This window comes from Thaumasiovibrio clandestinus (assembly GCF_047250365.1).
In the GTDB taxonomy this organism is placed as follows: Bacteria; Pseudomonadota; Gammaproteobacteria; order Enterobacterales; family Vibrionaceae; genus Thaumasiovibrio.
This window is the reverse complement of sequence record NZ_JBLBVL010000021.1, coordinates 67,759-73,901: the sequence shown is the minus strand read 5'-3', so window position 1 is coordinate 73,901 and position 6,143 is coordinate 67,759. Positions and strand designations below refer to the sequence as shown.

The following is a 6,143-nucleotide window of genomic DNA, read 5'->3' as shown; positions in this document are numbered from 1 at the left end:
TTGTTAAAGAACAATGTTGTTTCGGATTTTCTAACTCAGCGACTAACGCCGTGTTTTCCCTGACAACGGAGGCGCATTATAGGGAGATTAAAATGGTTGGCAAGGGCTCATCGCTAAAAAAAACGCGAAAATGCACCGTTCGAACAAAAAACAAACTAAACGGTGCACTTTTGTACTTATCTAGGCATCAAATACAGAATTACGTCGACTGCTTTGCAACAATTTGACCTGACTCTACCGTTAATATTAGTGGCGTTTCTCCGGTTAACTGTCCGGATAAAATCTGCTGCGCGAGTGGATTTTCAACTAACTGTTGAATTGCACGCTTTAACGGCCTTGCCCCAAACACCGGATCAAAACCTGCCTCAGCAATTTTATCGTAGACGACATCGTCAATCGCAAGCTCAAACCCTTTCTCAACCAGACGTTGCACTAAGCGTTGCAACTGAATTTGGGCAATATGCTTAATGTGGTCTTCGCCGAGTGGGTGGAATACCACACTTTCATCTACCCGGTTAATGAATTCTGGACGGAAATGATGACCAACAACGTCCATCACCATCTCTTTCATCCCTTGATAATCCTGCTTACCAAAATGCTCCTGAATACGATCAGAGCCTAAATTCGAGGTCATAATCACCACAGCATTACGAAAATCAACCGTACGGCCTTGCCCATCGGTCAAGCGTCCATCATCTAAGACTTGCAGTAAAATATTGAAAACGTCTGGGTGCGCCTTTTCAACCTCATCAAGCAAAATTACCGAATAAGGCCGACGACGAACGGCTTCTGTCAGATACCCCCCTTCTTCATACCCGACGTAACCTGGAGGGGCGCCAACCAAACGAGCAACGGAGTGCTTCTCCATAAACTCTGACATATCGATACGCACCATGGCATCTTCGCTATCAAACATAAACGTTGCTAGCGCTTTACATAGCTCAGTTTTACCAACCCCTGTTGGGCCTAAGAATAAGAAAGAGCCAATCGGGCGGTTGGGATCTGATAATCCAGCTCGACTACGACGAATTGCATTCGCTACCGCATCAACCGCCTCGTTTTGTCCGATAACACGTTCATGCAGGGCTAGCTCCATCTTGAGCAGCTTCTCTCTTTCACCTTCTAGCATTTTAGAAACGGGAATACCGGTTTGCCGCGATAATACTTCAGCAATCTCAGCGTCCGTTACTTTATTTTTAAGTAAATGCATATCTTGCATTTCTACCTGCGAGGCGAGATCAAGCTGCTTCTCTAATTCTGGAATACGCCCATATTGCAGCTCTGACATACGGCTGAGATCTCCGGCGCGGCGGGCGATCTCCATATCAGTGCGTGCTTGCTCTAACTCAGACTTGATATGTTGAGTGCCGGATAGGGCCGCTTTTTCTGCCTTCCAGATCTCCTCAAGTTCAGAATACTCGCGCTCTTTTTCATCTAGCTCATTTTGCAACGACTCAATACGCTTGCGACTCATTTCGTCTTGCTCTTTCGCCATCGCCTGCATCTCAATTTTCAATTGGATGATCTTACGCTCAAGACGATCGAGTGGAACAGGCTTTGAATCAATCTCCATACGTATGCTGGATGCCGCTTCATCAACCAAGTCAATCGCCTTATCTGGGAGCTGTCGATCAGAAATGTAGCGATTGGACAAACTAGCAGCAGCCACAATGGCAGGATCAGTAATCTCTACATGATGATGCAGTTCATAACGCTCTTTTAACCCACGCAAAATAGCGACCGTATCTTCTACTGTTGGCTCATCCACCAGCACTTTCTGAAAACGGCGTTCGAGAGCGGCATCTTTCTCTATATACTGACGGTACTCATCTAAGGTGGTCGCACCAACGCAATGCAGCTCACCCCGGGCTAATGCCGGCTTGAGCATGTTTCCTGCATCCATCGAGCCTTCAGCTTTACCCGCACCAACCATGGTATGAATTTCATCAATGAAAAGGATGATGTTCCCTTCTTCTTGTGCCAGCTCATTCAATACGGCTTTCAAACGCTCTTCAAACTCACCTCTAAACTTAGCACCGGCAATCAACGCTCCCATGTCTAAAGACAATACCCGTTTGCTCTTTAGCCCTTCCGGTACTTCACCATTGATCACACGCTGCGCCAACCCTTCAACAATCGCCGTTTTACCGACACCGGGCTCACCAATAATCACAGGATTGTTTTTTGTCCGGCGCTGTAGCACTTGGATTGTACGGCGAATTTCGTCATCACGGCCAATCACGGGGTCTAACTTACCCTGCTCTGCACGCGCGGTGAGATCGATGGTGTACTTCTCTAACGCCTGGCGGTTATCTTCGGCATTTTGATCATCCACTTTTTGTCCACCACGAACCTGATCTATTGCCGCTTCGACTTTCGCTTTAGTGACATTGAGCTCTTTAAATAACTTGCCCAATGCCCCTTTATCTTCGACAGCCGCCAAAATAAATAGCTCTGACGAAATAAATTTATCACTGCGCTTCTGTGCCAACTTGTCACATAAGTTCAGCACTGCACCCATTGCACCAGAAAGCTGCACATCGCCACCAATTCCACTCACTTTGGGGCAACGATCAAGTAGCTCTGATAGTCGTGAACGTAACTGGGTAATATCTACGTTTAGCAAGGTCAATAGAGGACGAATGGTGCTACCGTCTTGATTAAGCAGTGCCACCATTAAATGCTCTGGTTCAATATATTGATGGTCACGCCCCAGTGCCAGCGACTGGGCATCGGAAATCGCCATCTGGAATTTGCTTGTAAATCGGTCAAGACGCATAGGTCCTCCTTATTAACTTCTCTTTCACCCTAAAAGATATGGATGCTGATTGGCTTATTTTCAACCTTGTTGTGGTTCTTTGCCCCGCAAATAACATGACATTGTGCCCAGCTTACTTTGCTAACGCGCAAAAAATGGGCCGAAAACCATGTACTGCATTCCAAACTATAACAAAGCGATACATGGCTAACGTCGGCTCCCCGATAATTGTCAGCCATTAACATTTAGACGAAGAAAATATCAAAATGAAAAATTCAGCATGGATAACACAATGGAAGTGCGCTCTATTACTGACACTCTGCATTACCAGCATCAGCCAGGCTCAAGCCTGTGTCGAGGGGGAAAGCACTGCTTATGTCAATCTGGTTTATGTCGAAAATTACCAAGAAGGGATGAGTGCAGGAAAGCTGGTTCAGCAAAAAGTAGAGTATTTGCAAGGGGTGATGAGCAACTCAGCCTTTGAATTCGTCAGCCCAATTAATGCCAGCTTTTCTTCTTATCCTGACGAAGAAGAGACCAATTTGGTTCTGACATTAAGTGCCAACTACGCTGGCAGTTACGAAGCAATTACCCAGTTAGTCAACAGTAAAGACTATGTCTCAATTGATATCTCTCAATGTTACTAGTCGGATTCCTCGTGCCTTAAGGCTACGGAGTATCAAACCAGATAAGGCTGGCTTGTCGGCCAGTCTGACCATCACGGCGATAAGAGAAAAAGTGATCAGCTTCGGAGTAGGTACAACGATCGCCACCATACACTGCATCAATTCCCAAACGCTGTAAGCGATAACGTGCAAGCTGATTGATATCTGCCAACCATTTTCCTTCGTGACCGTGTCTGGGCCTAAATGCGTTTTCGCACCCGGCATGTTTCACAATAAAAGCATCGCGTACTTCACTTCCAACTTCAAAGGCACTAGGTCCTATTGCTGGCCCTAACCACGCCATGATGCGTGAAGGAGGCGCATTGAACAAACCGACCGTGTTTTCCAATACACCATCAAGAAGCCCACGCCAACCAGCGTGCGCGGCGGCAACTTCTGTACCATCTAAACTGCAAAATAGTACAGGCAGGCAGTCTGCCGTCATCACCACACTCACTACTGAAGAACGATTAGTATAAGACGCATCGGCATCAACCACAGCGTTAACCTGTTGCAAGTCAACGGCCCTATTACTATGAATTTGATTTAACCATAATGGGGCCGAAGGTAAAGACAGGCACAGCTCGGCACGATTTCGCGCCACAGTTGACTCACTATCCCCAACATGCATACCCAAGTTAAATGACGCATAGGGTGCCACACTGTGACCACCTAAACGCGTCGTACTTAAGGCATGAACACCAACTGGTGCTGGCCAATCGGGGATAATCATCGTCATTAATAGTCGTCCTCAGCATTCTCCTGAGTATCTTGACGTAACACTTCAGCTAACTTGACCATATCGTCTGGTACTGCCGCGTGCCACTCCATCAATTCTTTCGTTGTTGGGTGCTCAAGGCGTAGCATACGCGCATGCAATGCCTGACGATCAAAGGCACGTAATGCTTGAATCAACTCTGGCCCTGCGTTGCGTGGTGGGCGTGGACGACCACCATACTGCGGGTCACCAACCAATGGATGGCTTAAGTAAGCCATATGTACGCGAATTTGATGGGTTCGTCCCGTCTCCAAGCGCAATACTATACGGGTATGCTCACGGAAATGTTCCGCGACACGGTAGTGGGTAATCGCTGGCTTACCCAGTTCATTCACTGCCATTAGCGTACGTTTGGTCGAGTGACGGCCAATGGGTTTTTCGACCGTTCCACCACCTGTCATCTTACCGGTAGCAATCGCCTCATACTCACGCGTAAATTTGCGTTTTTGTAACTGGCGCACTAATCGGGTTTGTGCGGGTACCGTTTTAGCGATAACCATTAAGCCGGTCGTCTCTTTATCAAGGCGGTGTACGATACCAGCTCGAGGGACTTCAGCAATCTCTGGGTAGCGGAACAGTAGCGCGTTTAAAACGGTGCCATCTGGGGTGCCTGCACCAGGGTGCACAACCAATCCACGTGGCTTGTTAATAACTAGAATATCGTCATCTTCGTAGACAATGTCTAACGGGATATCTTGAGGCTCAAAACGCAGCTCGTCTTCAATCTCCGCGTTGATGGCAATACTCTCCCCCCCCATGACCTTGATACGGGGTTTGTTCACAACTACGCCATCGACTGTCACCTTGTCGCTGACAATCCACTCTTTAATCCGTGAGCGGCTGTAATCGGGAAATAATTCGGCTAATGCCTGGTCTAAACGCTGGCCTAATTGGCTAGGGTTGACAATCTCGGTTAATTCTATCTGCTGTGCCATGTCGAACTTTTTTAAAAACTATGGGACTAATTGACGCATGGTGCGTAAAATAGGCGAATTACGCTATTGTAACGTAATCAGCTAACACCGACACGAATATTGCAACTTATTTTAGTTCAAGGAAGCTAACGCAGTAATGAAACGACTATCCATTTCAGGTTTATTGGCCATTGCACTGCTTGCTGGCTGCTCATCTAGCGAAAAAGCGGTGGTTCCAGATGTGCCACCAGCAGAACTCTACGCAGAGGCGCAAGCGTCACTACAAATAGGCAACTGGCTCACTGCCATTGAGAAACTAGAAGCCTTGGACTCCCGCTATCCATTTGGTGCTTATTCAGAACAAGTGCAGCTCGATCTTATCTATGCTTACTACAAGATGGATGAGTTCGCGATGGGAGAAGCAACCATTAATCGCTTCAACCGTCTTCACCCTACGCACCCAAGATCTGATTGGGTACTCTATATGCGTGGTTTGATGAGTATGGCGCAAGATCGAAGCTTTATGCATGACCTGTTTAACGTTGATCGTTCCGATCGCGATCCTGAACCCGCTCGCCGTGCGTTCAACGATTTTCGGCGTCTACTAGAGCGCTACCCTAACAGCGATTATGCCGCTGATTCGCAAGCTCGAATGGTATTTATTAAGAATCGTCTTGCAGAGTATGAACTGGCAACCATCGATTATTACATCCGCCGCGAAGCATGGGTGGCAGCAATCAACCGAGCACAGCAACTGCAGCAGCATTATTCAGACACACAAGCCGCAAAGCAGTCGCTTAAGCTAATGCTAACGGCCTACGAAGCACTAGGCTTAGAGAAACCAGCAGAGAACACACGACAACTTATCTCGCTAAATCCCTTATAATTGTCTTTTGCCATCGTCAGGTAGAAGCAATAAAAAAACCGAGCTAATTAAGCTCGGTTCTTTTCGATAATTTGCTCACTAACTGTCCCATCACGGCATTCGATACTTTTTAAGCTCGAACAACGCCCCTAAATGCACGGGC

At 47.1% G+C, this 6,143-nt stretch carries 5 protein-coding genes; 2 read left to right on the top strand and 3 right to left on the bottom strand.

The window, feature by feature from the left end:
* Window positions 1–199: 199 nt before the first annotated feature.
* Window positions 200–2,779: an ATP-dependent chaperone ClpB gene (clpB, locus tag ACKLNH_RS18655; protein WP_413113772.1), complete on the bottom strand. Its 2,580-nt coding sequence runs from the start codon at window positions 2,777–2,779 to the stop codon at window positions 200–202.
* A gap of 245 nt (window positions 2,780–3,024) precedes the next feature.
* On the opposite strand from clpB, the gene ACKLNH_RS18650 reads away from it, so the two are divergent.
* On the top strand, window positions 3,025–3,405 hold the full coding sequence (locus ACKLNH_RS18650; RefSeq protein WP_413113771.1) for a hypothetical protein: 381 nt from the start codon (window positions 3,025–3,027) through the stop codon (window positions 3,403–3,405).
* 22 nt (window positions 3,406–3,427) lie between these two features.
* Here ACKLNH_RS18650 and pgeF read toward each other — a convergent pair whose 3' ends face one another.
* Both pgeF and rluD read right to left on the bottom strand, forming a co-directional pair.
* Window positions 3,428–4,162 carry a peptidoglycan editing factor PgeF gene (gene pgeF, locus ACKLNH_RS18645; RefSeq protein ID WP_413113770.1) on the bottom strand — a complete coding sequence of 245 codons (735 nt, stop codon included), beginning with the start codon at window positions 4,160–4,162 and terminating at the stop codon, window positions 3,428–3,430.
* Window positions 4,162–5,136 carry a 23S rRNA pseudouridine(1911/1915/1917) synthase RluD gene (rluD, locus tag ACKLNH_RS18640; RefSeq protein WP_413113769.1) on the bottom strand — a complete coding sequence of 325 codons (975 nt, stop codon included), beginning with the start codon at window positions 5,134–5,136 and terminating at the stop codon, window positions 4,162–4,164. The genes pgeF and rluD overlap by 1 nt, the downstream gene beginning before the upstream one ends.
* Before the next feature lie 136 nt (window positions 5,137–5,272).
* Here rluD and bamD point away from each other — a divergent pair, with 136 nt between their 5' ends.
* Complete coding sequence (gene bamD, locus ACKLNH_RS18635; protein WP_413113768.1) at window positions 5,273–6,001, top strand: outer membrane protein assembly factor BamD; 729 nt, start codon at window positions 5,273–5,275, stop codon at window positions 5,999–6,001.
* The last annotated feature ends 142 nt before the right edge of the window (window positions 6,002–6,143 follow it).

Excerpts from the sequence above, each read along its gene's own strand:
- clpB (WP_413113772.1), bottom strand. The coding sequence starts at position 2,779 with ATGCGTCTTGACCGATTTACAAGCAAATTCCAGATGGCGATTTCCGAT.
- ACKLNH_RS18650 (WP_413113771.1), top strand. The coding sequence starts at position 3,025 with ATGAAAAATTCAGCATGGATAACACAATGGAAGTGCGCTCTATTACTG.
- pgeF (WP_413113770.1), bottom strand. The coding sequence starts at position 4,162 with ATGACGATGATTATCCCCGATTGGCCAGCACCAGTTGGTGTTCATGCC.
- rluD (WP_413113769.1), bottom strand. The coding sequence starts at position 5,136 with ATGGCACAGCAGATAGAATTAACCGAGATTGTCAACCCTAGCCAATTA.
- bamD (WP_413113768.1), top strand. The coding sequence starts at position 5,273 with ATGAAACGACTATCCATTTCAGGTTTATTGGCCATTGCACTGCTTGCT.